Origin of the sequence: Pseudomonas sp. 43mfcvi1.1, from assembly GCF_900115935.1 — a bacterium.
GTDB lineage: Bacteria > Pseudomonadota > Gammaproteobacteria > Pseudomonadales > Pseudomonadaceae > Aquipseudomonas > Aquipseudomonas bijieensis.
The window spans coordinates 73,394-98,764 of sequence record NZ_UETT01000008.1 but is presented as its reverse complement, the minus strand read 5'-3'; the positions used below and the strand labels follow the sequence as shown (position 1 = coordinate 98,764).

Here is a 25,371-nt window from a genome sequence, read left to right as displayed (position 1 = left end):
AAGCGCCTTTGCGCCGGTCATCCGTGGATGCCCGGTTTTTGTCGTGCCCCCGTACAGGAGTCTTGAACCATGGCTGAGCCCTTGGTCTTGCCACCCGTGCCGGAGCCACCGAAGGGTGAGCGCCTGAAAGACAAGGTCGTGTTGTTGACCGGTGCCGCCCAAGGCATCGGCGAGGCCATCGTCGCGGCGTTCGCGTCGCAACAGGCTCGACTGGTGATCAGTGATATCCAGGCGCAGAAGGTCGAGGCGGTGGCGGCTCATTGGCGGGAGCGCGGGGCCGATGTGCAAGCGCTGCAGGCCGATGTGTCGAAGCCGCAGGACTTGCAGGCCATGGCCCGTCGCGCCGTCGAGCTGCACGGGCGCATCGATGTGTTGGTCAACTGCGCTGGCGTCAATGTCTTCCGTGACCCGCTGGAAATGACCGAAGAAGACTGGCGTCGCTGCTTCGCCATCGACCTGGATGGCGCCTGGTACGGCTGCAAGGCGGTATTGCCACAGATGATCGAGCAGGGCGTGGGCAGCATCATCAATATTGCCTCGGTCCATTCGTCCCACATCATTCCCGGCTGTTTCCCGTACCCGGTGGCCAAGCATGGCCTGCTCGGCCTGACCCGCGCCCTGGGCATCGAATACGCGCCCAAAGGGGTACGCGTCAACGCCATCGCCCCGGGGTATATCGAAACCCAACTGAACGTCGACTACTGGAACGGCTTCGCCGATCCCCATGCCGAACGTCAGCGTGCGCTGGACCTGCACCCGCCACGACGCGTCGGGCAACCGATCGAAGTGGCAATGACAGCCGTGTTCCTGGCCAGTGACGAAGCACCGTTTATCAATGCCTCATGCATCACCATCGATGGGGGACGTTCGGTCATGTATCACGACTGAATATTTCCGGATTGCAGTCGGAAACTTCGCCTGTAATCCAATCATCATACGATATGACTATTTAGACCTATGCTGTGTAGCAACTTGATGTAACCGCCCAGCCTGCGCATTTCCACCGACGGTGGAGCAGAACCCTGGACGTTTGGCTTTCAATAAAAAAAACAAGGAGTCAGCTATGAATCATCGTCGTGGGATCCGTTCCCTGTGTCGCGCCGCCCTGGCGGTTACCGCGGTCAGCCTCAGCAGCAGCTTGCTGGCAGCTGATCCCGTAAAAATCGGTTTCCTGGTCAAGCAGGCCGAGGAGCCTTGGTTCCAGACCGAATGGGCGTTCGCCGAGAAGGCGAGCAAGGACAAAGGCTTCGAATTGATCAAGATCGCCGTGCCTGACGGCGAGAAAACCCTCTCGGCCATCGACAGCCTGGCCGCCAACGGCGCCAAGGGCTTTGTGATCTGCCCGCCGGACGTGTCCCTCGGCCCTGCCATCATGGCCAAGGCCAAGCTCAACGATCTCAAGGTGATTGCCGTGGACGACCGCTTCGTCGACGCCAGCGGCAAGTTCATGGAAGACGTGCCGTACCTGGGCATGGCCGCGTTCGAAGTGGGCCAGAAGCAGGGCGCCGCCATGGCTGCTGAAGCGAAAAAGCGTAACTGGGATTGGAAAGATACCTACGCGGTGATCAACACCTTCAACGAGCTGGACACCGGCAAGAAGCGCACCGACGGTTCGGTCGATGCCCTGAAGAAGGCCGGGATGCCGGCAGACCACATCCTTTATTCCGCGCTGAAGACCCTCGACGTACCCGGCAGCATGGACTCCACCAACTCGGCCTTGGTGAAGCTGCCAAGCGCCGCGAAAAATCTGATCATCGGCGGCATGAACGACAACACCGTGCTGGGCGGCGTACGCGCCACCGAAGCGGCCGGCTTCAAGGCCGACAACGTGATCGGCATTGGTATCAACGGTACCGACGCCATCGGTGAGCTGAAAAAACCGAAAAGCGGCTTCTTCGGTTCGATGCTGCCAAGCCCGCACATCGAAGGCTACAAGACCGCCGAAATGATGTACGAGTGGATCACCACCGGCAAGGAACCGCCGAAGTACACCGCCATGGACGAGGTGACGCTGATCACCCGGGAGAACTTCAAGCAGGAGCTGGAAAAGATCGGCCTGTGGAATTGACGGTCGGTTGATTCAAAAGCGACCCCGGTTACCTGAGTGACCGGGATCGCTTGATCTCTGTGAGTTCGAGGTGGTTATGCAAGCGCAAACAGCGACACGGCAACACAACATCGGCGGCAGCTTGCGATTCAACGGGATCGGCAAGTCCTTTCCCGGCGTGCAGGCGCTGGCCAATATCAGTTTCGTTGCCCATCCGGGGCAGGTCCATGCCTTGATGGGTGAAAACGGCGCCGGCAAGTCCACGTTGCTGAAGATCCTCGGTGGTGCCTACATCCCGAGCAGCGGTGACCTGCAGATCGGCGAACAGACGATGGCCTTCAAGGGCACCGCTGACAGCATCGCCAGCGGTGTGGCGGTGATTCACCAGGAGCTGCACCTGGTGCCGGAAATGACCGTCGCGGAAAACCTGTTTCTCGGCCATTTGCCGGCACGTTTCGGCCTGGTCAACCGTGGTGTGCTACGCCAGCAGGCGCTGACACTGCTCAAGGGCCTGGCCGACGAAATCGACCCGCAGGAAAAAGTCGGTCGCCTGTCCCTCGGCCAGCGCCAATTGGTGGAGATCGCCAAGGCCTTGTCCCGGGGCGCCCACGTCATTGCCTTCGACGAACCCACCAGTAGCCTGTCGGCCCGTGAAATCGACCGTTTGATGGCGATCATCGCCCGCCTGCGAGACGAGGGCAAAGTGGTGTTGTACGTCAGCCACCGCATGGAAGAGGTGTTCCGTATCTGCAATGCGGTGACGGTATTCAAGGACGGTCGTTATGTCCGCACCTTCGAAAACATGAGCGAGTTGACCCATGATCAACTCGTCACCTGCATGGTCGGCCGCGATATCCAGGACATCTATGATTACCGTCCTCGGGAGCGCGGCGATGTGGCGCTGCAAGTGAAGAACCTGTTGGGGCCGGGCTTGCGCGAACCGGTGAGCTTCCAGGTGCACAAGGGCGAGATCCTCGGCTTGTTCGGTCTGGTCGGCGCCGGTCGTACCGAGCTGTTGCGCTTGCTCAGTGGCCTGGAGCGTCAGCGCGAGGGAAGCCTCGTGCTGCACGGCAAGGAACTGAAACTGCGTTCACCCCGCGATGCCATCGCCGCGGGCGTGCTGCTCTGCCCGGAAGATCGCAAGAAGGAAGGCATCATCCCGTTGGGCAGCGTGGGCGAGAACATCAACATCAGTGCGCGCCCGGCTCATTCCGCCCTTGGCTGCCTGTTGCGCGGTGATTGGGAGCGGGGCAACGCTGACAAGCAGATCAAGTCGCTGAAGGTGAAGACGCCGGCGGCTAGCCAGAAAATCATGTACCTGTCCGGCGGCAACCAGCAGAAGGCGATTCTCGGTCGCTGGCTGTCGATGCCGATGAAAGTCCTGCTGCTGGACGAACCGACCCGTGGCATCGACATCGGCGCCAAGGCGGAGATCTACCAGATTATCCACAACCTGGCGGCCGAGGGCATCGCGGTGATCGTGGTGTCCAGCGACCTGATGGAAGTGATGGGCATTTCCGACCGAATCCTGGTCCTGTGCGAAGGGGCCATGCGCGGCGAGCTGCCGCGTGACCAGGCCAACGAATCCAACCTGCTGCAACTGGCGCTGCCGCGCCAACGCGTTGCCGACGCGGCGAACTGAGAGGTAAATCATGACCATTCAAAACAATGCACTGCCAACGGCACGCAAACCCCTGGACTTGCGCCGTTTCCTGGACGACTGGGTCATGCTGCTGGCGGCCATCGGCATCTTCGTGCTCTGCACCCTGATGATCGATAACTTCCTGTCGCCGCTGAACATGCGTGGCCTGGGTCTGGCGATTTCCACCACCGGCATCGCCGCCTGCACCATGTTGTATTGCCTGGCGTCCGGGCACTTCGATTTGTCGGTCGGTTCGGTGATTGCTTGTGCCGGCGTGGTCGCGGCGGTGGTGATGCGCGACACCAACAGCGTATTCCTCGGTGTCAGCGCTGCGCTGGTGATGGGGCTGATCGTCGGCCTGATCAATGGCATCGTCATCGCCAAGCTGCGGGTCAACGCCTTGATCACCACCCTGGCGACCATGCAGATCGTCCGGGGCCTGGCCTATATCTTCGCCAACGGCAAAGCGGTGGGTGTGTCCCAGGAATCGTTTTTCGTATTCGGCAACGGCCAATTGTTCGGCGTGCCGGTGCCGATCCTGATCACCATCGCCTGCTTCCTGTTTTTCGGCTGGCTGCTGAACTACACCACCTATGGGCGCAACACCATGGCCATCGGTGGCAACCAGGAAGCGGCGTTGTTGGCAGGGGTGAACGTTGATCGCACCAAGATCATCATCTTCGCCGTGCATGGCGTGATCGGCGCCCTGGCCGGAGTGATCCTGGCGTCGCGCATGACCTCGGGCCAGCCGATGATTGGCCAGGGCTTCGAGCTGACCGTGATCTCGGCCTGCGTGCTGGGCGGGGTGTCGTTGAGCGGTGGTATCGGCATGATTCGCCATGTCATTGCGGGCGTGCTGATTCTGGCGATCATTGAAAACGCGATGAACCTGAAGAACATCGACACCTTCTACCAATACGTTATCCGCGGCTCGATCCTGTTGCTGGCGGTGGTGATTGACCGCTTGAAACAACGCTGAAACCAGAGATCGCTGGCGAGTGATCTACCGCCTCGCGAGCAAGCCCGCTCCCACAGGTTTTGTGCCAGCCGCAAAATTCCGGCGCACCGAAGATTCAATGTGGGAGCGAGCCCGCTCGCGAGGCGTCGGTACATACAACACCTTCTAACCTGACCCACCGCCATCGCGAGCAGGCTCGCTCCCACAGGTTTTGTGCCAGCCGCAAAATTCCGGCGCACCGAAGATTCAATGTGGGAGCGAGCCCGCTCGCGAGGCGTCAGTGCATTCAATACCTTCTAACCTGCCCACCGCCATCGCGAGCAAGCCCGCTCCCACAGGTTTTGTGCCAGCCGCAAAATTCCGGCGCACCGAAGATTCAATGTGGGAGCGAGCCCGCTCGCGAGGCGTCAGTGCATTCAATACCTTCTAACCTGCCCACCGCCATCGCGAGCAAGCCCGCTCCCACAGGTTTTGTGTCAGCCGCAAAATTCCGGCGCACCGAAGATCCAATGTGGGAGCGAGCCCGCTCGCGAGGCGTCAGTGCATTCAATACCTTCTAACCTGACCCACCGCCATTGCGAGCAGGCTCGCTCCCACAGGTCTTTGTGTCAGAGCCCAGAACCTCGGCACAACGCGGACCCCATGTGGCAGCGAGCTTGCTCGCGATAGCGTCCTCCCTGACGCCAACATCACCCCGCCTTGCGCAATGCTTCGACCAACTCCTGCTTGCGCATCTTCGAACGCCCGGGAATGTTTTTCGCCCGGGCCTCCTTCATCAGGCTGTCCACGGTCTGGGTCCCATGGGAGGCTTTGCTGGTGCGTGGATGACCTTCGCGGGTCTTGGCGGCGCGTCGGGCCGATTCCTTACGATCGGTTTTCTTGGCCGCCGCGGGTTTGTCCTTGCCCGAGCCACCGGAACGCTCGCCGCCACCGGATTGTTTGTTCACTGTCGCCCAGGCTCGGGCCTCGGCTTCGTTTTCGGACACACCTTTTTTCTCGTAACTTTTTTCAATGTGTTCGGCCTTGCGCTTTTGCTCGGCGGTGTATTTGTCTTTGCTTCCACGAGGCATGGGATGTTCCTCCTCAAATGTCTAAGCAGAGGCTATTGGCTGGCGGCACCACCTTCGGAGCCCGAACCTCCGGTCGTGGTTTTCGAGCCCACGCCGGTCCCTGCGTTGTCGGGGGTGGTGGAGTCAGGCGTATTCATTCCACCCTGGCGTCCCATGTCATTGCCCTGTACGCGCGGATCGGTGCCAGTGGCGGGAGGCTGGCCATTGTTCAGGTCCCCAGTGCCGTCGGTATTCAACTTGGGCATGCCTTCGGTTGCGGGAGAGTTGGGTGGTTGAACCGGATCGGTCGGCCCGGTGCCAGCGGTGGATGCCGCGAAAGCGACCGAGGACAGCAGCGTGGCGAATGTGAATGCAGTCAGCCTTGAAGTGATCATGGTGTCGCCTCCATTTTTAGAATGCTTGCCTGATCTTGGGCTGCACTGGATTTGGGTTGGTGCCTGGGGCGCGACGAATGGCGCTTTTGAAGGTGGGTTCGTGTCGCGATCAAATCGATCGATATGTGACGAGCGGCACGTGGCGGCTTAGTATGGCGCTTTCAATTGGCTACAAGGCCTGTTCATGTCCATCGAGATCCGTCCTGCGCAACCCAGCGATGCGCCTCAAATCCTTGCCTTCATCACCGAGTTGGCCGATTACGAAAAGGCCCGCCACGAAGTCATCGCCAGTGTGGCCGACATCGAGCGCAGCCTGTTCAGCGAGGGCGCGACCGCCCACGGGCTGATCTGCCTGCGTGATGGCGTGCCGATCGGTTTCGCGGTGTTTTTCTTCAGTTACTCCACCTGGCTGGGCAGCAACTGCCTGTACCTCGAAGACTTGTACATCACCCCTGAACAGCGCGGTGGCGGCGCAGGGAAGACGCTGTTGCGCCACCTGGCGAAGATCGCCTGCGACAACGACTGCGGTCGCTTCGAGTGGAGCGTGCTGGACTGGAACACCCCGGCCATCGACTTCTACAAATCCCTCGGCGCGCAACCCCAGGAAGAGTGGGTGCGCTACCGAATGGACGGCAAGGTGCTCCGGGATTTCGCCCAAGGCAATTGAGCGTCTCAGGAGTACGCGTCGCCAGCGTACTCGGCAAACCCCGGCCGTTGTTCGAGCCGCTTGCAATAGGCGGCCACGGCCGGGTAGTCAGGACGCTCCATGGGCGTCTGGCGCCAGCGGTGGACGGACAGGCCGATGAGCACATCCGCAAGGGAAAATTTCGTACCGGCCACGTAGGCGCCGGTGCGGTTCAACTGCTGTTCGAGCAAACCCATCTTCTGGTTCCAGCCTTTGATGCCAGCGGCGATGCGCTGCGGGTCCTGGAAGTCCGGATTCTTGCGCACCAAGGCGTGGAAGGCGTAGCCCCATGACGGGTTGAGTTCCGTGGCCTGCCAATCCATCCACTGTTCGATGCGTGCTCGGGCGGCAGGCTCGACAGGCAGCAGGTCGCCGGCCCCATGTTTGCCCACCAGGTAACGGCAAATGGTATTGGACTCCCAGAGCACGCCATTCTCATCAATGATGACCGGCACCTGGGCATTGGGATTCAAGGCCAGGAACGCCGGGTCCTGGGTCGAGGCAAAGCCGATGCCCCAGTCTTCGCGCTCGAAGGCGATCTCCAGTTCCTGACAGGTCCACAGCACTTTTCTGACGTTGATTGAAGAAGTGCGGCCGAGGATTTTCAACTGTTGTCCCATCACTTTGTCCCTGAGTTTTTTGGCATCCGGGCAGAAACGTAGCAGGGTCTTGGGCGGATGGCGATTGGCTTTGTTGTTGATGTACTAAATCCCAATATGTGGGAGTGATATTTATATATTGAGATTTTATTGCGCTCAGGTTTATAGTCCGTCCCACTCACTGCCAAAAAACAAAACAGGTGAAACGGATGCAGGCGCAATTGATTGCGCTCGATTGGGGGACCACCTCATTACGGGCTTACAAACTCGCCGCCGGGGGCGAGGTGCTCGAACAGCGCTCGCTGTCATCGGGGATCATGCAGTTGCCCTCCGGGCCACGAACCCTGGCTGGCCAGGTGTGCATCGACGGCTTCGAATTGGCCTTTGATGAGGCCTGTGGCGATTGGCTCAATGCTCAGCCGGGCCTGCCTGTCATAGCCTGCGGTATGGTCGGCAGCGCCCAGGGCTGGCGCGAAGCACCCTACTGCGACACGCCCGCCAACGTCGCCAATCTCGGACATTCCCTACAAACCGTTCGTAGTCTTCGCGGTGTCGATGTGCACATCGTACCCGGCGTGATCCAGCGTTCACGGCTGCCCAACGTCATGCGCGGCGAAGAGACTCAGGTGCTCGGCGCCTTGCATAACCTGCCGGACGGAGCGGTGCTGATCGGCCTGCCCGGCAGCCACTCGAAATGGGTGGAAGTGGCCGATGGTTGCATCGTGCATTTCGACACCTTCATGACCGGCGAGATCTTCGCCGTGCTCAGTGACCACAGCATTCTCGGCCGTACCCAGCAGCGCGGCGCGACGCTCGACGGCCAGGCCTTCGATCGCGGCGTGCAGGTGGCGTTGTCGGTTGACGGCCAGATCGGTCCGTTGTCCACCGTGTTCAGCGCCCGCAGCCTGGGCTTGACCGGCGAACTCGCTGCCAGCGCCCAGGCGGACTATCTCTCTGGCCTGTTGATCGGCCATGAACTGACGGCGCTGGCTACCGTGCAGCGTCGGCGACGCGACAGCATCCACTTGCCCGCCGTGGTGTTGATCGGCAATTCCCAACTCTGCGCCCGTTATCAACGGGCTCTCGACGCCTGCGGTTTCGCCCGGGTGACCCTGGCCGAACAGGCCACCGAACGTGGTTTGTGGCAACTGGCCGTGGCGGCCGGGCTGCTCGATTCCACCGCATCGCGTTAAACCTGACTGGAGGTCTGACATGCTCACACAAGCACTGGCGCACAACGGGCTGATCGCGATCCTGCGTGGTCTGCGTCCCGAAGAGGCGGCGGCCATCGGTGAAGTCCTGTACGGCGCCGGATTTCGCGTCATCGAAGTACCGCTCAATTCCCCCGAGCCGTACGAAAGTATCCGCATCCTGCGCAGTACCTTGCCCGCCGATTGCCTGATCGGTGCCGGCACCGTGCTGACGCCGGAACAGGTCGAGCAGGTGAAAGCCGCTGGCGGACAAGTGATCGTCATGCCCCACAGCGATCCGAAGGTGCTGCGTGCGGCGAAAGCGGCGGGCTTATACCTGTCGCCAGGTGTCGCCACGCCCACCGAAGCCTTTGCCGCGCTGGCCGAAGGCGCCCATGTACTGAAGATGTTCCCCGCCGAGCAAATGGGCCCGGCGGTGGTCAAGGCCTGGCTCGCGGTACTGCCGGCCGGGACCGTGCTGGTGCCGGTGGGCGGGATCACGCCGGACAACATGGCGGTGTTCGTCGAGGCCGGCGTCAAGGGCTTTGGCCTCGGCTCCGGGCTGTTCAAGCCAGGCCTGACGGCAGATGAGGTGGCGGTGCGCGCCAAGGCCTACGTGGCCGCGTGGAATGCCTTGAACTGAAGACTTTTCCAGCGCCCCGGGCGCTGCATCTGACAAGAGAGACAACAAGATGAAAATCACCAAACTGACCACGTTTATCGTTCCGCCGCGCTGGTGCTTCCTCAAGGTCGAAACCGACGAGGGCGTGACCGGTTGGGGCGAGCCCGTAGTTGAAGGCCGTGCCCACACGGTGGCGGCGGCCGTCGAAGAACTGTCTGACTACTTGATCGGCAAAGACCCACGCAACATTGAAGACATCTGGACCGTACTGTATCGCGGCGGCTTCTACCGCGGTGGGGCGATCCACATGAGTGCCCTGGCCGGTATCGACCAAGCGTTGTGGGACATCAAGGGCAAGGCCTTGGGTGTGTCGGTCAGCGATTTGCTCGGTGGCCAGGTGCGCGACAAGATCCGCGTGTATTCGTGGATCGGCGGCGACCGACCGGCGGACACCGCTCGCGCGGCGAAAGAGGCGGTGGCGCGGGGTTTCACGGCGGTGAAAATGAATGGTACCGAAGAGCTGCAATTTCTCGACACGTTTGAAAAGGTCGACCTGGCCCTGGCCAACGTCGCGGCGGTGCGGGACGCGGTGGGGCCGAACGTCGGCATTGGCGTGGACTTCCACGGTCGGGTGCACAAGCCGATGGCCAAGGTGCTGATGAAGGAGCTCGATCCCTACAAGCTGATGTTCATCGAAGAGCCAGTGCTCAGCGAAAACTACGAAGCCCTCAAGGAATTGGCGCCGCTGACCAGCACCCCGATTGCCCTGGGCGAGCGGTTGTTCTCGCGCTGGGACTTCAAGCGAGTCCTCAGCGAAGGCTACGTGGACATCATCCAACCGGATGCATCCCATGCCGGCGGTATCACCGAAACCCGCAAGATCGCCAACATGGCCGAGGCCTACGACGTGGCGCTGGCCCTGCACTGCCCGCTGGGCCCCATTGCCCTGGCGGCGTGCCTGCAACTGGACGCGGTCTGCTACAACGCGTTCATCCAGGAGCAGAGCCTGGGCATCCACTACAACGAGAGCAACGACCTGCTGGATTACATCAAGGATCCACAGGTGTTCGACTACGACAAAGGCTTCGTGAAAATCCCCAATGGCCCGGGCCTGGGTATCGAGATCAACGAGGAATACGTCATCGAACGCGCGGCTATCGGCCATCGCTGGCGCAACCCGATCTGGCGCCATGCCGATGGCAGTTTTGCCGAGTGGTGAGTCACGCCTGATCCACCCAGTTCCCCTGTGGGAGCGAGCCTGCTCGCGATGGTGTGTCAATTGGCTTATGGGTGACTGACCCACTGCTATCGCGAGCAGGCTCGCTCCCACAGGTTGATCTCCGTAGACAGGGAGATCCTTCTCGGTATGCCCGTTTCCTCAATAAACATAAAAAGAGGCACCTCACATGCAAGCGCACACCCTGAGCGCGCAAGCGTCGTTGGTGACGCCCAGCCGCAAGCGTTTTTTCATCATGGTCCTGCTGTTCATCACCGTGGTGATCAATTACCTGGACCGCAGTAACCTCTCGATTGCCGCGCCCGCACTGACCAGTGACCTGGGCATCGACCCGATCCACGTCGGGCTGATTTTCTCGGCGTTCGGCTGGACCTACGCGGCCATGCAGATCCCTGGTGGCTGGCTGGTGGACCGGGTACCGCCGCGCATTCTTTACAGCGTGGCGTTGCTGTTGTGGTCGGTGGCCACGGTGATGCTTGGCTTCGCCGCCAGTTTCATCGCGCTGTTCGTGCTGCGCATGGCGGTCGGTGCTCTGGAAGCGCCGGCTTATCCGATCAACAGCCGCGTGGTCACTACCTGGTTCCCTGAACGTGAGCGGGCCACGGCCATCGGTTTCTACACCTCCGGGCAGTTCGTCGGATTGGCTTTCCTGACGCCGGTGTTGGCCTGGTTGCAACACGCCTTCGGCTGGCACATGGTGTTTGTCGCCACGGGCGCGGTGGGCATTATCTGGGCGGCGATCTGGTACGCGGTGTATCGCGAGCCACGGGATTTCAAAGGCGCCAACGCCGCTGAAATCGAACTGATCCGCGAAGGCGGTGGGTTGGTGGATATCCAGGCCGATACCGCCAAGGCCAAGGCGAAATTCAGCTGGACCGACCTGGGTATTGTCCTGACCCAACGCAAGTTGTGGGGCATTTACCTGGGGCAGTTCTGCCTCAACTCCACACTGTGGTTTTTCCTGACCTGGTTCCCGACCTACCTGGTGAAATATCGCGGCATGGATTTCATCAAGTCCGGCCTGTTGGCATCGCTGCCATTTCTCGCGGCGTTTGTCGGCGTGCTGTGTTCCGGGTTCTTTTCCGACTGGCTGATTCGTCGTGGCAGCAGCGTGGGGTTCGCGCGCAAGCTGCCGATCATTGGCGGATTACTGATCTCCACATCGATCATCGGCGCCAACTTTGTCGAGTCGACGCCGCTGGTCATCGCCTTCCTGGCCCTGGCGTTCTTCGGCAACGGCCTGGCGTCGATCACCTGGTCGCTGGTCTCGACACTGGCGCCGGCGCGACTGCTCGGGTTGACCGGTGGGGTGTTCAACTTCATCGGTAACCTGGCGGCCATCGCCACGCCTATCGTCATTGGCTTCCTTGCCAGCGGCGATTCGTTTGCCCCGGCCATCACCTATATCTCCGTGCTGGCATTGGTGGGGGCGCTGTCCTACATCTTGCTGGTGGGGAAGGTCGAGCGCATCGAGTTGTAGTCCGACGGGGCGGGCGACCATAATGCCGCCCGTTCCCCGCTCACTGTTGAAGGCCGGATATGCAGCAAGACGATCCAAAAATCACCAAGGACGCCGCGCCTACAGGCACGCAGACATTGCTGCGTGGCCTGGGTGTGGTTCAGGCGGTCGCCAGCGGCGCCCGTGACTTGAAGGAAATCGCCCGGCTGATCGGCACCACCCGCAGCACCACCCATCGCCTGGCCAGTTGCCTGGTGGACGAACGTTACCTGCGCGTGGTGCCGCAAGTGGGTTACCTGCTGGGGCCGAAGCTGATCGAACTGGGTTTCCAGGCCCGGGAAGAACTGCCACTGGTGAGCCTGGCCGGGCCGTATCTGGATGAGTTGTCGGCTCTTACCGGCGACACCGTTCACCTGGCGATTCGCGAGGGCGACGAAGTCTTGTACCTGCTGAAAAATCCGGGGCGCAACGGCCCGGAGATGCGCTCGCGCGTGGGCCATCGCATGCCTTTGGCGCGCACCGGGATTGGCAAGGCGCTGATGCTCGATGACTCGCAAGAACAATGGAAAAGGCTGTACGAAATCAGCCTGCCGGCCGGCGGGAAGAATCAGTTCTGGCCCCAGCATCAGGAGCAATCCTGGGAACAGTTCCAGCAACGGATGGTGGAGTACGTGGCGGGAGGTTATGCCTTCGATCTGGAGGATAACGAACCGTCGATTCGTTGCGTGGCGGCGCCGATTCGCGACGCTGGCAAGCGCATTGTCGCCGGTATCAGCATCGCCAGCACCGTGCCGTACATGCCGCTGGAAAAAATGGCCGAGCTGATTCCCCTGGTCAAAGGGGTTACAGCCCGGCTATCGGCGGAGCTGGGTGCCAAGGTCTGACGAACGTCAGGCCTTGAGGGTCGCCATGTCGATGACGAAGCGGTACTTCACGTCCCCAGCGATCATGCGGCTGTAGGCCTCGTTGATCTGGCGAATGTCGAGCATTTCAATGTCGCAGCTGATGTTGTGTTCGGCACAGAAATCCAACACTTCCTGAGTCTCTGCGATACCGCCGATCAACGAGCCAGCCAGGACTCGACGACCCATGATCAGTTTTGCGGCATGCACCGGCGGATCAATCGGCTCGACCAGACCTACCAGGATATGCACGCCGTCGAAACGCAAGGTGTCGAGGTAGGGATTGAGGTCGTGCTGCACCGGAATGGTGTCCAGCAGGAAGTTGAAACGTCCGGCGGCAGCGGCCATCTGCTCGGCGTCGGTAGACACGATCACGTGGTCCGCACCTTGGCGACGGGCTTCTTCAGCCTTGCTCGCCGAGCGGGTGAACAACGTCACTTCCGCGCCCATGGCCTTGGCGAACTTGATGCCCATGTGCCCGAGCCCACCCATGCCCAGCACGCCAACCTTGTCGCCAGCCTTCACGCCATAGTGCTTGAGGGGCGAGTAAGTGGTAATGCCTGCACAGAGAATCGGCGCGGCGCCGGCCGGGTCGAGGGTTTCCGGAATACGCAGCACGAAGTGCTCGCTGACCACGATGCTGTTGGAGTAACCGCCCATTGTGTGGCCGCCGCTGATACGGTCCGGGCTGGCGTAGGTCTGTGTCATGCCCTGGTAGCAGTATTGCTCCAGGTCAGCGCGACAGGCTTCGCACTCGCGGCAGGAGTCGACCATGCAGCCAACGCCCACCAGGTCGCCGACCTTATAACGGGTGACATTCGCACCGACGGCGGTGACTTTTCCTACAATCTCATGGCCGGGCATCAGCGGATAAACGGCGATGCCCCATTCATTGCGGGCCTGATGGATGTCGGAATGGCAGACGCCGCAGTAGAGAATGTCGATCGCCACATCGTCGGCTCGCGGGCTGCGGCGTTCGAATTTCATGGGGGCGAGGGGAGTGGTGGCCGACTGGGCGGCATATCCGATGGCTGTGTACATGATGGACCTCGCTAAGCAGTGAACGGTGAGGGGTTCATTCTGGGAGTCCTGTCGGTGTGCGGCGATGGCGATTCCTCCGCCTGTCATGCCTAATCCTCCGGTCTTGGCCAGGATTTGATCCTATGTGGCGCCAGACCTGCGATGATGGTTTCATCCCTTTTTTCGTGAAGTTTTCGTCCATGTTGTTGACCCGCCATCTCGATGCCAACGCTACGCTGGTTTCATTGATAGAACCCTTGGCGACCCGCGACGGTTTCGTCCCGACGCCACTGCCCGGCGTACATGTGCTTCGGGCCAGTCAGGACGTCGCCCGTGGCCCGCAGCTCTACGAACCGAGTCTGGTGATCATTGCCCAGGGTAGCAAACTGGCGTACCTGGGGCCTCGCACGCTGGAATATGGCGCCGGGCATTATCTGATCCAGGCCTTGCCGGTGCCGTTCGAATGCGAAACCTACGCCATGCCCAATGCTCCACTGCTTGGGGTTTCCGTTGCGATCGATCGGGCGATGCTGGGGGAACTGGTGCTGGCCATGGGGCTGGTACCGGGTCGGAACCTGGCGCCGCAGACGCCGGAATCGATGACCTGCGCCGTGCTTGATGACGCCATGCGTGGGTGTGTCGAACGTTTGTTGCGCTGTTTGCACGATCCGTTGGAGTGCCAGGTCATGGGCCAGGCGCGGCTGCGGGAGTTGCTGTTCGTCGCGTTGCGCGGGCCCCAGGCCGATGTGCTGCGGGCGCTGGTGGAGCAGCAAGGCCAGTTCGCTCGGATTGCCGTGGCCTTGAGCCATTTGCATGCGCACTTCACCGAGCCATTGAACGTCGAGACACTGGCCAGTTGCGCGAACATGAGCGCTTCAACCTTCCATGAGCATTTCAAGCGCAGCACCTTGCTCTCGCCGGTGCAGTACCTCAAGCGCTTGCGCCTGCTCAAGGCCCAGCGGCTGCTGCTCCTCGAAGGCATGGGCGTGGCCCAGGTGGCGCATCAGGTGGGGTATCAGAGCCCGTCGCAGTTCAGTCGGGAGTACAAGCGCTACTTCGAACGCAACCCCGGGGAAGAGCGCGCAGCTTGAGCCTGTGATGTTCCCTTGTGGGAGCGAGCCTGCTCGCGATAGCGGTGTATCGGTCGACATCTGTGTTGAATGGAAAAACGCTATCGCGAGCAGGCTCGCTCCCACATTGGTTCGGTGTGGTCGTCGGAATAGCAGGCAACAAAAAGGCCCCCATTGCGGGAGCCTTGATGTTCAGCGAATCGGCTTACATGTTCGGGTAAGTCGGCCCGCCAGCGCCTTCCGGGGAAACCCAGGTGATGTTCTGCGCAGGGTCCTTGATGTCACAGGTCTTGCAGTGAACGCAGTTCTGGGCGTTGATCTGGAAGCGCTTCTCGCCGTCTTCCTTGGTCACCACTTCATACACGCCGGCCGGGCAGTAGCGCTGTGCCGGTTCGTCGTACAGCGGCAGGTTCTTGCTGATCGGAATGCTCGGATCGGTCAGCTTCAGGTGGCAGGGCTGTTCTTCTTCGTGGTTGGTACCGGAAATGAACACCGAGCTGAGTTTGTCGAAGCTGATTTTGCCGTCCGGTTTCGGGTAGTCGATCTTCTTGCAATCGGCCGCCAGCTTGAGGCAGGCATAGTCGGGCTTGGTATCGTGCAGGGTGAACGGCAGCTTGCCGCCGAAGATGTTCTGGTCGAGCCAGTTGAAGCCACCGCCGATGATCGCGCCGTACTTGTGAATCGCCGGGCCGAAGTTGCGGCTGGCGAACAGTTCTTCATACAGCCAGCTGTTCTTGAAGCTGTCGACGTAGGCGGTCAGTTCATCACCGCCTTCGGACTCGGCAAACAGGCGATCGGCCACGGCGTCGGCGGCGAGCATGCCGGACTTCATGGCGGTGTGGCTGCCCTTGATCTTGGCGAAGTTCAGGGTGCCGAGATCGCAACCGATCAGCGCGCCGCCCTTGAAGACCATTTTCGGCAGCGAGTTCAGGCCGCCCTTGCAAATGGCGCGAGCACCGTAGCTGACGCGCTTGCCACCTTCCAGGTACTGCTTGAGCACTGGGTGATGCTTGAGGCGCTGGAATTCGTCGAATGGCGACAGGAAGGTGTTGCTGTAGGACAGGTCGACGATCAGGCCGACCACCACCTGATTATTTTCCAGGTGATAGAGGAATGAACCGCCGGTGTTTTCGGTGCCCATGATATCCAGCGGCCAGCCGGCGGTATGCACCACCAGCCCCGGTTGATGCTTGGCCGGGTCGATTTCCCAGATTTCCTTGAGACCGATGCCGTAGTGCTGGGCGTCGGCATCGCTGTCGAGGTTGAAACGCTTGATCAGTTGCTTGCCAATATGGCCTCGGCAGCCTTCGGCGAACAGCGTGTACTTGCCGCGCAGTTCCATGCCAGGGGTGTAGAGGCCTTCCTTTGGCTGGCCTTCACGGTCGACACCCAGGTCGCCAGTGATGATCCCGCGCACCACGCCGTTTTCGTCGAACAGCGCTTCCTGGGCGGCGAAGCCCGGGTAGATTTCCACGCCCAGGTTCTCGGCCTGCTGGGCCAGCCAGCGGCACAGGTTGCCCAGGGAAATAATATAGTTGCCTTCGTTGTGCATGGTCTTGGGCACAAAAAAGTCAGGGATTTTCTGCGCGGACTCGGCGTTTTTCAGGACATAAATGTCATCACGCTTGACCGGTGTATTCAGCGGCGCGCCGAGTTCTTTCCAGTCCGGGAACAGTTCGTTCAGAGCGCGGGGTTCGAACACCGCACCGGAGAGGATGTGCGCACCGACTTCGGAGCCTTTTTCGACCACGCAGACGCTGATTTCCTTACCGGCTTCGGCGGCCTTCTGTTTCAGTCGGCAAGCGGCAGACAGGCCAGCGGGGCCGGCGCCGACGATGACCACGTCGAATTCCATGTATTCGCGTTCCACAGGGCTATCTCCTACTCAAGGCTCACAGTTTTTCTAATTGGAGGTTTGGCGTTGCATCCGTTGTTTCCTTCGCGAAAAGCGACGAAAGCGACAATGGATGAGACGCGGGTCTCTCTTAAGCGGCGCATTATATCTACACCACTCTCAGGGTCCAATACAAACGTTTGTTTGAAATTGCCGCAGCCCAGATAAATCACTGACGTACGGCTTATGACTGACCATTTTGCCGTATTGACCGGAATAGGCGTTCCGGTCAAGATACGGGCGGTTTTGCGCTCGCCGTAGGCTGACTGTTGGTTCCAAGAGCACCTCTAAAGACAGGGCGAAGGCAGCACAAAGTGACGTATTGCGCGGTTCTGACGCGCAGTTTACACGCCGCGATAATGAATGACTCATCAGTCATCACTGACGAATGGTCTTCACTCCCGTGAGCAGGGTCATGTGTGGTTCATGCCGGCGTTTTTAGAGGTGCCCTTGCGCCCATGAGCATCAACCGCCAGGTTCGCCTAGGCGACTTTTTTTCACCGGAGAGTAACGAGGAATCCATGAAGGTTCTTGTAGCTGTCAAACGAGTGGTCGACTATAACGTCAAGGTTCGCGTCAAGGCGGACAACTCCGGCGTCGACCTCGCCAACGTCAAGATGTCGATGAACCCTTTCTGCGAAATCGCCGTAGAAGAAGCCGTACGCCTGAAAGAAAAAGGCGTGGCGACTGAGATCGTCGTCGTCTCCATCGGCCCGACCACTGCCCAGGAACAACTGCGCACCGCGCTGGCACTGGGTGCCGATCGCGCCATCCTCGTCGAATCCGCCGAAGACCTGACTTCCCTGGCCGTGGCCAAGCTGCTCAAGGCCGTTGTCGACAAGGAACAGCCATCGCTGGTGATCCTCGGAAAACAAGCCATCGACAGCGACAACAACCAGACCGGCCAGATGCTCGCTGCATTGAGCGGCTACGGTCAGGGCACCTTCGCTTCGAAAGTCGAAGTGTCCGGCGACAGCGTTGCCGTGACCCGCGAAATCGACGGCGGCGCACAGACCGTTTCCCTGAAACTGCCTGCCATCGTCACCACCGACCTGCGTTTGAACGAGCCGCGCTATGCGTCGCTGCCAAACATCATGAAAGCCAAGAAGAAGCCGCTTGAAGTGCTGACTCCTGACGCTTTGGGCGTTTCCACCGCCTCCACCAACAAGACCGTAAAAGTCGAAGCGCCGGCTGCACGCAGCGCGGGCATCAAGGTCAAGTCGGTGGCTGAACTGGTCGAGAAACTGAAAAACGAAGCGAAGGTAATCTGACTATGACTATCTTGGTAATCGCCGAACACGATAACAAGGTGCTGGCTCCGGCCACGCTGAACACCGTTGCTGCCGCTGCCAAAATCGGTGGCGATGTCCACGTCCTGGTAGCCGGGCAGGGCGCTGGCGCCGTTGCCGAAGCCGCTGCGAAAATCGCTGGCGTGGCCAAAGTGCTGGCGGCCGACAACGCTGCCTACGCGCACCAACTGCCGGAAAACGTTGCTCCGCTGGTTGCAGAGCTGGGCAAGGGCTACAGCCACATCCTGGCGGCCGCCACTTCCAACGGCAAGAACATCCTGCCGCGCGTTGCCGCTGCACTGGACGTCGACCAGATCTCCGAAATCATCTCGGTAGAAAGCGCCGACACCTTCAAGCGTCCGATCTACGCCGGTAACGCCATTGCCACCGTGCAATCGAACGCTGCGGTCAAGGTCATCACCGTGCGTGCCACCGGTTTCGACCCGGTTGCCGCCGAAGGTGGCTCGGCTGCCGTTGAAGCCGTAGGCGCCGCCCACGACGCCGGCATCTCCAGCTTCGTCAACGAAGAACTGGCCAAGTCCGATCGTCCTGAACTGACCGCTGCCAAGATCGTCGTTTCCGGCGGCCGTGGCATGCAGAACGGTGACAACTTCAAGCACCTGTATGCCCTGGCCGACAAGCTGGGCGCTGCCGTCGGTGCTTCCCGCGCGGCGGTCGACGCTGGTTTCGTACCCAACGACATGCAGGTCGGCCAGACCGGCAAGATCGTTGCACCCCAGCTGTACATCGCCGTCGGTATCTCCGGCGCGATCCAGCACCTGGCCGGCATGAAAGACTCCAAGGTGATCGTTGCGATCAACAAGGACGAAGAAGCGCCGATCTTCCAGGTGGCCGATTATGGCCTGGTAGCGGACTTGTTCGAAGCCATCCCAGAGCTGGAGAAGCTGGTCTAATCCGGCGTCTTCACTTATAAAGAGCCCGGCCCTTTGGCCGGGCTTTTTATTTCTGCATCAGAGGAGCGTATCGCCATGGATCTGCGCCGTTTGGCCGGCTGGTCGTTGCTGTGGACGTTGGCACTGGTGCCAGGCCTGTCTGTTGCCGCGGGCAAATGTGAGCGACTGATCGCCACCGGCAGCCCGGATGCGCCGCCCTATCTGTGGCAAGACCCCCAGGACCCCAAGCACTTGATTGGCGCCGGTGCCGACCTGTTGGCGCACGTGGCGCAAGAGTTGGGGATCAAGATCGAACTGCTGTATGCCGGCAAGCGTGCCCAGGCATTGGACGAAGTGCGCAGTGGACGCATGGACCTGCTCACCGACGCTCCGCTGACCGTTACCGGGCTTGAAGTGCTGGACTACGTTCACCCGCCCTTGCTCGAAAACGATTATCTGGTTTGGACCCGCAAGGACTCGACGCTGGTCATCAACCAGCCGGAGGATCTTCATGGTCATCCCGGCGCCTTGTCGGAAAAGGCGCGTATGACCCAGGGATTCGGCGTTTTTGCCGAACAGAAATTATCCCTGGTGCGTACGCCCAACCTGACCCAGGCCTTTCAGAAACTTCTGCTGGGAGAGGTGGAATACGTCTTGGCGGGGCGCTATTCGGGCCTGGCAATGGCGCAGACACTGGGGATGGCCAACGACCTGCAAGCCGCACCGCAACCGGTGGACAAACCCGGGCTGTTCCTGGCGATTTCCCATAACTCCGCCTGCAATGACCCATGGTTACGCGGACAGCTGGCGCAAAAGATGACAGAATTGGCCGCGTCCGGCCTGACGGAGGCTGTGTTGCAGCGCAATCTCGAGCGTTGGAGAACACAGTTGCAGCCACCTGTCAGTGCCCCAAAACAGTAGGGAACATTAGTGACTATTCGACCTCTTTTCGCTGCCCTGGCCGTTCTGGCTCTGGCGGGCTGCGCAGCCGATCCGGCGCCGAATGAACAGATCCGCCTGACCGAACAGGCACTGGAGCAAGCCCGGGCCGTTGGCGCCACTGCCGACGAAGTGCCGGAACTGAAACTGGCTGAAGAAAAGTTCGCCCGCGCCAAATCCAACATGGCCGACGAATCCTACAAGAAGGCGCGCATGCGGGCCGAACAGGCCGAACTGGACGCCCGTCTGGCCGAAGCGAAGGTGCTGACCCTCAAGAGCCAGGAGCAACTGAACGTGCTCGACACCCGCATCAAGCGCTTACGCAAACAGTTGCGGGAGGATGCCCAATGAAGCACTCCCACGTATTGGGCGGCCTGGTCCTCGCAGGCCTTGCCAGCTTGTATGGCTGCGCCGGCCAGCGTAGCGAAGCGGCGCTCGAACAGGCCAGCACCGACTTCCAGAAGGTCAAGGAAGACGCCAACGTATTGCGCGCCGCGCCCCGGGACGTGATCCGCGCTGGCGAATCCCTGGCCCGTGCCGATCGTTTGTCCACCTACTGGGGCAGCGGTGAGGATGTGCAGCATTACGCTTACCTGAGCCAGCGCTACAGTGCGATCGCCCGGGAGCACAGCGACCAAGTGCTCAACGAAGAGCGTACGGCGAAGCTCGAACTGGAGCGCCAGCGCCTGCAATTGGCCCTGCGTGAATCCAAGTTGCTGAGCGTGCAGCAGCAGGGCAAATGGCTTGAAGAACAGATCATGGCGATGGCGACCACACAAACCGATCGCGGCTTGGTGATGACCCTGGGTGATGTGCTGTTCGATACCGGTGAAGCGGAACTGAAGAACTCGGCCAATCGGGTCGTGCTCAAGATCGTGCAGTTCTTGCAGCTCAATCCCAAGCGTGTGGTGCGTATCGAGGGATACACCGATAGCACTGGCGGTAAGCAGGAGAACCTCAAGCTGTCTCGCGACCGCGCTCAGGCGGTGGCGGATGTGCTGGTGGACCTGGGGATAGACGAAAAGCGTATCCAGGTCGAAGGTTACGGTGATCAATACCCGGTGGACGTCAACGCTTCCGAGCGTGGCCGGGCACAGAATCGTCGCGTTGAAATTGTGTTCTCCGACGAAAAAGGCCAGCTCGGCGCCGCCCGCTGAGGGCTGCGTCACTGGAAAACCCGGCCCCTTCAACGGCGCCGGGTTTTTTTGGGCTCGCAGATTGTCTGTAGGGGTACAGTTAGAGCTGTCACTCCACTGTGCTGTCGAGTAATCTGGCAACTGTCCCAGTACACTTCTAAACTGTTCCGGTATCGTTTCCGACAAGAATAAAATGCCCGTGAAATCGAGTGCTGCGTCATGACCAACCTTCTGCTCTATCAACGTATTGCTCAACAGCTGGCTGAAGACATCCGGCGCGGTGTGTATCAGCCTGGCGAACGCGTGCCGTCGGTGCGCAAGATGAGCTCGCAGCTCAACGTCAGCCATGCCACGGTGCTGCAGGCCTACGCGAACCTTGAAGACCAGGGGCTGATTCGCGCGCGGCCGCAGTCGGGCTACTACGTGCACCAGACGCCGGCCCTGACGGCGTCGACGCCGGATATTGCCCGGGTAGAGCGTCCGGGGCTGGTGACGCGCAGCAGCATCATCCAGCAAGTGTTGGTCGAGTCACGCCGCGAAGGCGTGTTTCCCCTGGGTGCGGCGGTGCCAAGCGTCGACTATCTGCCTGTGCGGGCCTTGCATCAGCAACTGGCCAAGGTCACGCGTTTCCACAGCCCGCGGGCGTTCAGCTACATGTTCAGCCCAGGTTTCGAGCCATTGCGACGTCAGGTGGCGATTCGCATGCGCGATGCGGGCGTGGTGGTGGACCCTTCCGAGGTGGTGATCACCCACGGCTGTGTCGATGCGCTGCAGATGTCCCTGCGGGTGCTGACGCGGCCAGGGGACTTGATCGCCGCCGAGTCGCCGACCTATTACGGCTTGCTGCAACTGGCGGATCTGCTGGGTCTCAAGGTCATCGAGATCCCCAGCGATCCGGTCACCGGGATGAGCCTGGAGGCCTTGCAGTTGGCCGCCAACCAGTGGTCGATCAAGGCGCTGGTGCTGACCACGCGCCTGAGCAATCCACTGGGCGGTACCATGCCTGAGGAGCGGCAAAAGCAGCTGCTGCGCCTGGCGTCGGACTTCGACATCCAGATCGTCGAGGACGATATCTATGGCGAGTTGATGTTCGAGCAGGGCCGCACCAAGGCCCTCAAGGCCTACGACCGACTGGACCGGGTCATCTACTGTTCGAGTTTTTCCAAGACGTTGTCGCCAGGTGTGCGCATCGGCTGGATGATCGGCGGGAAATTCCAGCAGGAAATCCAGCGGCTCCAGACCTTCAGCACTCACTCGGCGTGCAGCGTTACGCAGATGGGCATTGCCGCGTACCTGGAGAACGGCGGCTATGACCGGCACTTGCGCTATATCCGCCAGGAGTACCGCAAGAACCTCAGTGCCTTTCAACTGGCGGTGCAACAGTACTTCCCCGAAGGTACGCAGATGAGCCGTCCCACGGGAGGCTTTATCCTGTGGGTCAGCCTGCCGGGGCGGGTCAATACCCAGGAGTTGCATGTGCGGGCGTTGCAACAAGGCATCAGTATCGCGCCAGGGCTGATTTTCAGTAACACCGAACAGTTCAATCACTGCATCCGCTTGAACTGCGGTACACCCTGGAACCGTGAGGCGGAGCGGGCCTTGATGACTCTCGGGCTGTTGGCCACTCAATTGTGCCAAGAGACGGCCAACGGAATTCTTTAGGTGTCAGCGACTTAGCTCGATGTGCTTGTCAGCGCCTCATTATCAGGCGAGCATGGGGGTCCCTGCCGTCAGTGCCGTTGTGTCTATGAAAACCATTGCCCCTGCTGCCTGGGTTTTGATTGGGCTGTTGAGTGCCTTCCAAATGGGAGGCGTCGTCGCGGCAGCGCCGGCGCAGGAAAAACCGGTCGCCAGTGCCACGAAGGATGCACCGAAAAAAAACGCGGTGGCCAAGAAGCCTTCCGCGAAGAAGGCGGCACCCGCGAAGAAAAAGCGCGCGCCCATCGCCTCCAAGAGCAAATCTGCCCATGAGGTCGCCAAGACCCCATTGCCGCCAGCCAAGCTGGACCTGAGCCTGCCCCACGACATGGTCGAGGAGCTGCAGCCACCAGGTAAGGTGACGGTGCCCAAGCGTGAACCACTGCTGCCGTCCATGTTTGGCGAGAAACCCGGACCGTTCCAGCTCAATGGCCGTTTGTTGAGCAATGAAATGCAGTTGCCACTGCGCAACCAGGAGCGCAATGAGGTGGAGGGCGCGGCACTGGATTTCGAATTCAAGCAATAGACCTTCGCCAGGCACGCAGCTCGGTGCTGACTGTCCGGTCATCTCGGCGGTCGCAAAAAATACCCAGACGGAATTTAAAACGAGTGTTTTAGTCGTTACTCTGTGTTCTGTTACCAACTATTACCTGCCGTGAGGATGTTGTCGTCATGAAATGCCGTGAAGGCTGTGGCGCCTGTTGCATCGCCCCTTCCATCAGCTCACCTATTCCTGGCATGCCCCAAGGCAAACCGGCGGGAGAACGTTGCGTGCAATTGTCGGTCGATAACCTGTGCCGGATCTTCGGCCAGCCAGAGCGTCCGGCAGTGTGCTCGGCGTTCGAAGCCGACATCGAGGTTTGCGGCAGCAGCAATGAAGAGGCCATCCGGCTGATCGGTTGGTGGGAACAAGTCACGGCAGCGTAATGAGTCAATGAACAGATCCGAAATGAACGAACTTGGACAATAAGGAAAAAACTATGGGTTCGCTGCATCGTATGGCTGTGTTGTGTGGGTTGACCGTATTGCTGGCAACGGCCACGGCTCAGGCAGAGGACTGGCAGGTTGCCAAGGAGAAGGACGGTATCAAGGTTTCCCTCAGTGAGGTGGCCGGCTCCAAATATAAGGCTTACCGTGGTGTGACGGTCATGAAGACCAGCGTTGCAAAGCTGCGTGCCTTGCAGGAAGACGTCTCCGGCGCCTGCGCCTGGATTCACGAATGCAAGAGCCAGAAGCTGCTCAAGCACGAAGATAGCAAGAGCTGGACCTACACCCAGTTCAACACGCCATGGCCGGTAACGCCCCGTGACTCGGTGCTGGAAGTCACCACCGAGGATGGTGCCGATGGCAGCCTGACCCGCAAGCTCAAGGGCGTGCCCAAGTACCTGCCTGAGGAAAAGGGCTTCGTACGGGTGGCCCAGGTCGATGGTTTCTGGAAGTTCACGCCAAAGGGCGCGGGCCAGGTCGAAGTCGTTTATCAGGTCCACACCGAACCGGGTGGTGACGTGCCGTCCTGGCTGGCGAACAAGTTCGTGGTGGACGCGCCATTCAACACCTTGGAAGCCCTGAAAAAACTTGCCGAAAACTGATCGGCCAAGGCTGCACTAAAGAGACCGCCCCAGAGGCGGTCTTTTCATGTGTGCCGTCCAGAGGCCCAGCGGAACGATTGGCCGGCCCTCAAGGTCGAGATAAAGGTAAGCCAGGCCCTGAATTGATCAAGGAGACACTGATGCAAAAGTGGGAAATTACTTTCATTGACGATCACGGTGAAAAAACCGTCGAGCAGTTCGACTATGACCAGAAGCCCACCATGGAGCAGGCCGCCCAACTGATTCGCGAAAGGTTGCTACCAGTGCTCGAGCGACTGGACCTCAACGACTTGGAGGACCGTACCGAAGACCCTACAGTCAAGAATCTCAAGTCCCAAAACAGTATCGAAATCCTCAGCATTACACCGATTTCATGAAACGTTGCCTGGCCTCGCTTGGCAGTGGCCATCACTTGCGGCTACTCTGCAACTGAGATCAGCGAAAGGATCGCCAAGGTCCGGTCTTGTCAGCTACATGCTTGTGTCCCGACGGCTATTTGATGCCGTATCGCTTGCAGCCTGAGGGCTTCATGCACGGGAAGACGGAAAGTCTATCCATCGGTTTTAGGAGGACGTTTCATGAGCACAGCCTATCAAGAAGACATCAGCACCAGCGTATTGCGCCGCATGAAAGAAGGCGGTTTCGATTTTTCCCGATTCCATCCCATCGAGTTCTACGCCATTTTCCCGGACGAGGAGCGGGCGCGCAGGGCGGCAGGTCATTTTCGGGGAGAATCGCTGAACGCGCAGATCAGTGCACGGGACGACGGGGCTTGGTCATTGGAACTGAGCCGGGTGATGTACGCCACTTACGATGACATTGGCGACTTCGAGCAAGACTTCGAGGCAGTCGTCGAACCCTTGGGCGGCGTTATCGAGGGCTGGGGTGTCAAGCAAGAGATCCGGCGCCTGCAGGCCTGACAAATACACTCACTGCAACTACAGCAACGGCTGACCTTTGTGTCGGCCGTTTTCATGTGAAACGGATTTATATCCGACCCACCACTATCACGTCTCCGGGTTTTGTACCTAACTGTATCCAGATCAAGCCGCTTCGTT

The 25,371-nt window shown here is 60.3% G+C and carries 27 protein-coding genes; 22 read left to right on the top strand and 5 right to left on the bottom strand.

Features of this window, described 5'->3' with window-relative positions; genetic code table 11:
• Positions 1–69 precede the first annotated feature (69 nt).
• The 4 genes from DTP52_RS16800 to araH all read left to right on the top strand — a co-directional run bounded on the left by DTP52_RS16800 (position 70) and on the right by araH (position 4,668).
• Positions 70–888, top strand: a complete 819-nt coding sequence (locus tag DTP52_RS16800; RefSeq protein WP_024616941.1) for an SDR family oxidoreductase — start codon at positions 70–72, stop codon at positions 886–888.
• A 175-nt stretch (positions 889–1,063) separates the two neighbouring features.
• Positions 1,064–2,068 carry a substrate-binding domain-containing protein gene (locus DTP52_RS16795; protein WP_109754372.1) on the top strand — a complete coding sequence of 335 codons (1,005 nt, stop codon included), beginning with the start codon at positions 1,064–1,066 and terminating at the stop codon, positions 2,066–2,068.
• A 76-nt stretch (positions 2,069–2,144) separates the two neighbouring features.
• Positions 2,145–3,689 (top strand): L-arabinose ABC transporter ATP-binding protein AraG, encoded by a 1,545-nt coding sequence (gene araG, locus DTP52_RS16790; protein ID WP_109754371.1) that lies wholly within the window; start codon positions 2,145–2,147, stop codon positions 3,687–3,689.
• A 10-nt stretch (positions 3,690–3,699) separates the two neighbouring features.
• Positions 3,700–4,668, top strand: coding sequence for an L-arabinose ABC transporter permease AraH (araH, locus tag DTP52_RS16785; RefSeq protein WP_003204223.1), 969 nt, complete (start codon positions 3,700–3,702; stop codon positions 4,666–4,668).
• Positions 4,669–5,336: 668 nt separating this feature from the next.
• Here araH and DTP52_RS16780 read toward each other — a convergent pair.
• Positions 5,337–5,717: a Rho termination factor N-terminal domain-containing protein gene (locus DTP52_RS16780; protein ID WP_109754370.1), complete on the bottom strand. Its 381-nt coding sequence runs from the start codon at positions 5,715–5,717 to the stop codon at positions 5,337–5,339.
• A 32-nt stretch (positions 5,718–5,749) separates the two neighbouring features.
• The gene (locus DTP52_RS16775; RefSeq protein ID WP_109754369.1) at positions 5,750–6,091 is read right to left on the bottom strand and encodes a hypothetical protein; all 342 of its coding nucleotides are present in this window, start codon (positions 6,089–6,091) and stop codon (positions 5,750–5,752) included.
• Between the two features lie 184 nt (positions 6,092–6,275).
• Between DTP52_RS16775 and DTP52_RS16770 the strand changes: the two genes are divergently transcribed.
• Positions 6,276–6,758, top strand: a complete 483-nt coding sequence (locus tag DTP52_RS16770) for a GNAT family N-acetyltransferase (protein ID WP_109754368.1) — start codon at positions 6,276–6,278, stop codon at positions 6,756–6,758.
• Between the two features lie 5 nt (positions 6,759–6,763).
• Here the strand turns inward: DTP52_RS16770 and DTP52_RS16765 are convergent, their stop codons facing one another.
• Positions 6,764–7,396 (bottom strand): glutathione S-transferase family protein, encoded by a 633-nt coding sequence (locus tag DTP52_RS16765; protein WP_109754367.1) that lies wholly within the window; start codon positions 7,394–7,396, stop codon positions 6,764–6,766.
• A gap of 188 nt (positions 7,397–7,584) precedes the next feature.
• Between DTP52_RS16765 and DTP52_RS16760 the strand changes: the two genes are divergently transcribed.
• The 5 genes from DTP52_RS16760 to DTP52_RS16740 all read left to right on the top strand — a co-directional run bounded on the left by DTP52_RS16760 (position 7,585) and on the right by DTP52_RS16740 (position 12,767).
• Positions 7,585–8,568, top strand: a complete 984-nt coding sequence (locus DTP52_RS16760; protein ID WP_109754366.1) for a 2-dehydro-3-deoxygalactonokinase — start codon at positions 7,585–7,587, stop codon at positions 8,566–8,568.
• A gap of 19 nt (positions 8,569–8,587) precedes the next feature.
• A complete protein-coding gene (locus DTP52_RS16755) occupies positions 8,588–9,208 on the top strand; it encodes a 2-dehydro-3-deoxy-6-phosphogalactonate aldolase (protein WP_047228220.1) in 621 nt (206 codons plus the stop codon).
• Between the two features lie 49 nt (positions 9,209–9,257).
• A complete protein-coding gene (gene dgoD, locus DTP52_RS16750; protein WP_003179439.1) occupies positions 9,258–10,406 on the top strand; it encodes a galactonate dehydratase in 1,149 nt (382 codons plus the stop codon).
• Positions 10,407–10,593: 187 nt separating this feature from the next.
• On the top strand, positions 10,594–11,904 hold the full coding sequence (locus tag DTP52_RS16745) for an MFS transporter (protein ID WP_109754365.1): 1,311 nt from the start codon (positions 10,594–10,596) through the stop codon (positions 11,902–11,904).
• Positions 11,905–11,963: 59 nt separating this feature from the next.
• Positions 11,964–12,767 carry an IclR family transcriptional regulator gene (locus tag DTP52_RS16740; RefSeq protein WP_013693986.1) on the top strand — a complete coding sequence of 268 codons (804 nt, stop codon included), beginning with the start codon at positions 11,964–11,966 and terminating at the stop codon, positions 12,765–12,767.
• Positions 12,768–12,773: 6 nt separating this feature from the next.
• Here DTP52_RS16740 and DTP52_RS16735 read toward each other — a convergent pair whose 3' ends face one another.
• The gene (locus DTP52_RS16735; RefSeq protein WP_109754364.1) at positions 12,774–13,826 is read right to left on the bottom strand and encodes an NAD(P)-dependent alcohol dehydrogenase; all 1,053 of its coding nucleotides are present in this window, start codon (positions 13,824–13,826) and stop codon (positions 12,774–12,776) included.
• A 179-nt stretch (positions 13,827–14,005) separates the two neighbouring features.
• Between DTP52_RS16735 and DTP52_RS16730 the strand changes: the two genes are divergently transcribed.
• The gene (locus DTP52_RS16730) at positions 14,006–14,896 is read left to right on the top strand and encodes an AraC family transcriptional regulator (protein WP_109754527.1); all 891 of its coding nucleotides are present in this window, start codon (positions 14,006–14,008) and stop codon (positions 14,894–14,896) included.
• Between the two features lie 184 nt (positions 14,897–15,080).
• On the opposite strand, the gene DTP52_RS16720 is transcribed toward DTP52_RS16730, so the two are convergent.
• Complete coding sequence (locus tag DTP52_RS16720; RefSeq protein WP_109754362.1) at positions 15,081–16,745, bottom strand: electron transfer flavoprotein-ubiquinone oxidoreductase; 1,665 nt, start codon at positions 16,743–16,745, stop codon at positions 15,081–15,083.
• 545 nt (positions 16,746–17,290) lie between these two features.
• Here DTP52_RS16720 and DTP52_RS16715 point away from each other — a divergent pair.
• From DTP52_RS16715 to DTP52_RS16665, 11 genes are all read left to right on the top strand, one after another.
• The gene (locus tag DTP52_RS16715; RefSeq protein ID WP_003179445.1) at positions 17,291–18,040 is read left to right on the top strand and encodes an electron transfer flavoprotein subunit beta/FixA family protein; all 750 of its coding nucleotides are present in this window, start codon (positions 17,291–17,293) and stop codon (positions 18,038–18,040) included.
• Positions 18,041–18,042: 2 nt separating this feature from the next.
• Positions 18,043–18,972, top strand: coding sequence for an electron transfer flavoprotein subunit alpha/FixB family protein (locus DTP52_RS16710; protein ID WP_109754361.1), 930 nt, complete (start codon positions 18,043–18,045; stop codon positions 18,970–18,972).
• Positions 18,973–19,047: 75 nt separating this feature from the next.
• Positions 19,048–19,872 carry an ABC transporter substrate-binding protein gene (locus DTP52_RS16705; RefSeq protein ID WP_109754360.1) on the top strand — a complete coding sequence of 275 codons (825 nt, stop codon included), beginning with the start codon at positions 19,048–19,050 and terminating at the stop codon, positions 19,870–19,872.
• A 9-nt stretch (positions 19,873–19,881) separates the two neighbouring features.
• Positions 19,882–20,241, top strand: a complete 360-nt coding sequence (locus DTP52_RS16700) for a DUF4398 domain-containing protein (RefSeq protein WP_003204190.1) — start codon at positions 19,882–19,884, stop codon at positions 20,239–20,241.
• The gene (locus DTP52_RS16695) at positions 20,238–21,047 is read left to right on the top strand and encodes an OmpA family protein (protein WP_109754359.1); all 810 of its coding nucleotides are present in this window, start codon (positions 20,238–20,240) and stop codon (positions 21,045–21,047) included. The genes DTP52_RS16700 and DTP52_RS16695 overlap by 4 nt, the downstream gene beginning before the upstream one ends.
• Positions 21,048–21,245: 198 nt before the next feature.
• Positions 21,246–22,688: a PLP-dependent aminotransferase family protein gene (locus tag DTP52_RS16690; protein ID WP_109754358.1), complete on the top strand. Its 1,443-nt coding sequence runs from the start codon at positions 21,246–21,248 to the stop codon at positions 22,686–22,688.
• 85 nt (positions 22,689–22,773) lie between these two features.
• The gene (locus DTP52_RS16685) at positions 22,774–23,250 is read left to right on the top strand and encodes a translation initiation factor 2 (RefSeq protein WP_109754357.1); all 477 of its coding nucleotides are present in this window, start codon (positions 22,774–22,776) and stop codon (positions 23,248–23,250) included.
• Between the two features lie 146 nt (positions 23,251–23,396).
• Entirely contained in the window at positions 23,397–23,651 is a 255-nt protein-coding gene (locus tag DTP52_RS16680; protein WP_109754356.1) for a YkgJ family cysteine cluster protein, read from the top strand.
• 53 nt (positions 23,652–23,704) lie between these two features.
• Positions 23,705–24,313, top strand: coding sequence for an START domain-containing protein (locus DTP52_RS16675; protein ID WP_109754355.1), 609 nt, complete (start codon positions 23,705–23,707; stop codon positions 24,311–24,313).
• A 140-nt stretch (positions 24,314–24,453) separates the two neighbouring features.
• Positions 24,454–24,690, top strand: a complete 237-nt coding sequence (locus DTP52_RS16670; protein WP_109754354.1) for a hypothetical protein — start codon at positions 24,454–24,456, stop codon at positions 24,688–24,690.
• Positions 24,691–24,891: 201 nt separating this feature from the next.
• Positions 24,892–25,233 carry a ribonuclease E inhibitor RraB gene (locus DTP52_RS16665; RefSeq protein WP_003179463.1) on the top strand — a complete coding sequence of 114 codons (342 nt, stop codon included), beginning with the start codon at positions 24,892–24,894 and terminating at the stop codon, positions 25,231–25,233.
• Positions 25,234–25,371: the final 138 nt, after the last annotated feature.